The organism is Ancrocorticia sp., assembly GCF_052089425.1.
GTDB lineage: Bacteria > Actinomycetota > Actinomycetes > Actinomycetales > Actinomycetaceae > Ancrocorticia.
In genome coordinates, this window is the sequence record NZ_JBQCZW010000051.1 from 6,379 (window position 1) to 8,345 (window position 1,967).

General features: G+C 62.2%; 1 protein-coding gene. It reads right to left on the reverse strand.

The features are described 5' to 3' along the window. Positions 1 to 1,967: transcription-repair coupling factor (gene mfd, locus ACTHV6_RS11200; RefSeq protein WP_441387654.1), on the reverse strand; the 1,967-nt coding region annotated here is incomplete at both ends.

Sequence of the window (1,967 nt, forward strand, 5' to 3'; positions counted from 1 at the left end):
ACACGAACGTCCGCCTCAGCCCGCTCCTCCTCTTCGGTGCTCTGCCCACGTATCTTGGCAACGGCATCCGAAACCATCCGGACGTACAGATCGAAGCCCACGCCCGCGATCTGGCCGGACTGCTCGCCGCCCAACATGTTGCCGGCGCCGCGGATCTCCAAATCCTTCATGGCTACCTGAATGCCGGAGCCCAGATCCGAGTTGGAGGCAATCGTGCGCAACCGCTCCAGAGCATTCTCGGTCATCGCGCGATCCGGTTCGTAGAGGAAGTAGGCGTAGGCACGCTCGCGCCCACGGCCAACGCGCCCGCGCAGCTGGTGAAGCTGAGACAGGCCAAACTTGTCCGCGTTTTCCACAATGAGGGTGTTGGCATTCGAAATGTCCAAGCCAGTCTCCACGATCGTGGTGCACACGAGCACATCGATTTCCTTCTGCCAGAAGTCATCGATCACCTGCTCCAGCTGGCCCTCACTCATCTTGCCGTGCGCCATGGCGATGCGGGCCTCCGGCACCAGTTCCTGCAAGTGGGCTGTCACGCGCGCCATATCGTGCACGCGGTTATGAACGTAGAACACCTGCCCATCGCGCAAGAGTTCACGGCGCACCGCCGCCACGATCTGCTTATCCTCGCGAGCGCCTACGTATGTGAGAACCGGGTGGCGTTCCTCGGGAGGTGTGGCAAGCGTGGACATCTCGCGCACTCCCGTCACCGCCATTTCCAGCGTTCGCGGAATCGGGGTGGCGGACATGGAGAGCACATCAACGTTCGGGTAGAGCTGCTTGAGGGTCTCCTTGTGTTCCACGCCGAAGCGCTGCTCCTCGTCAATAATCACGAGGCCAAGATTCTTGAAGCGCACGTTGCCGGTGAGTAGGCGATGAGTTCCGATCACTACGTCCACGGTGCCGTCAGCCAGCCCCGCGATGGTCTCATCGGATTCGCGATCGGACTGGAAGCGGGACAGCGCGGCCAAGCGCACGGGGAAGCCTTGATAGCGTTCGGTGAAGGTGTCCAAGTGCTGCTGGACCAGAAGGGTGGTGGGCACCAAGACGGCCACCTGCTTGGAATCCTGCACCGCCTTGAAGGCTGCGCGCACGGCGATCTCCGTTTTACCGTAGCCCACATCGCCGGAAATCAACCGATCCATCGGCACAGGCTTCTCCATATCAGCCTTCACCTCGTGGATGGTATGAAGCTGATCCGGAGTTTCCACGTAGGCGAACGCATCCTCGAGTTCGTGCTGCCACGGGGTATCTGGGGAGAATGCATATCCCTTCGTGGATTGGCGTTGGGCGTACAGGCGCACCAGCTCTCCCGCGATCTGGCGGGTGGCGGCCTTCGCCTTGGCCTTAGTTTTCGCCCAGTCGGCACCGCCCATCTTGTTGAGCGTTGGGGCTTCCCCGCCCGAATACTTGGAAATCTGATCCAGCGAATCGGTGGGAACCCACAGCTGATCCGGGGGTGCGCCGCGGCGAGTGGAGGCATACTCCACCACGATGTACTCGCGCTGGGTATCGCGGTTCGATCCAATCGCGCGCTTGGCCATCTTGACGAACCGGCCAACGCCATGTTGTTCATGGACGATGTAATCGCCCGGCTTGAGGGAGAGCGGATCCACCGTTGCCTTGCGGCGCGCTGGCATCTTCCGCATGTCGCGCGTGGATGAACCTCCGCGCCCCATGATGTCCGCCGCCGCAAACACCGCGAGGTGCTGCTCCACCATGACAAAGCCCGATGCGATCGGGGCTGCCGTCACATAGCAGATCGAGGGATCCAGCGTTTCGGGCAAATCCTCCACGTACAGCGCGGGCACGCCAGCTTCTTCCAGCTGATCGCGCAGGCGGCGGCCTAGGCCAGGGCCTTCCACCGCCAGAACCATTCGCCACGATTGTTGGGAGAAACCGGTGATCGCCTTGATCGCCTCGTCCACCTTGCCGAGGAAGCGCTGGGGCTCGCGGGCCGTGACCGC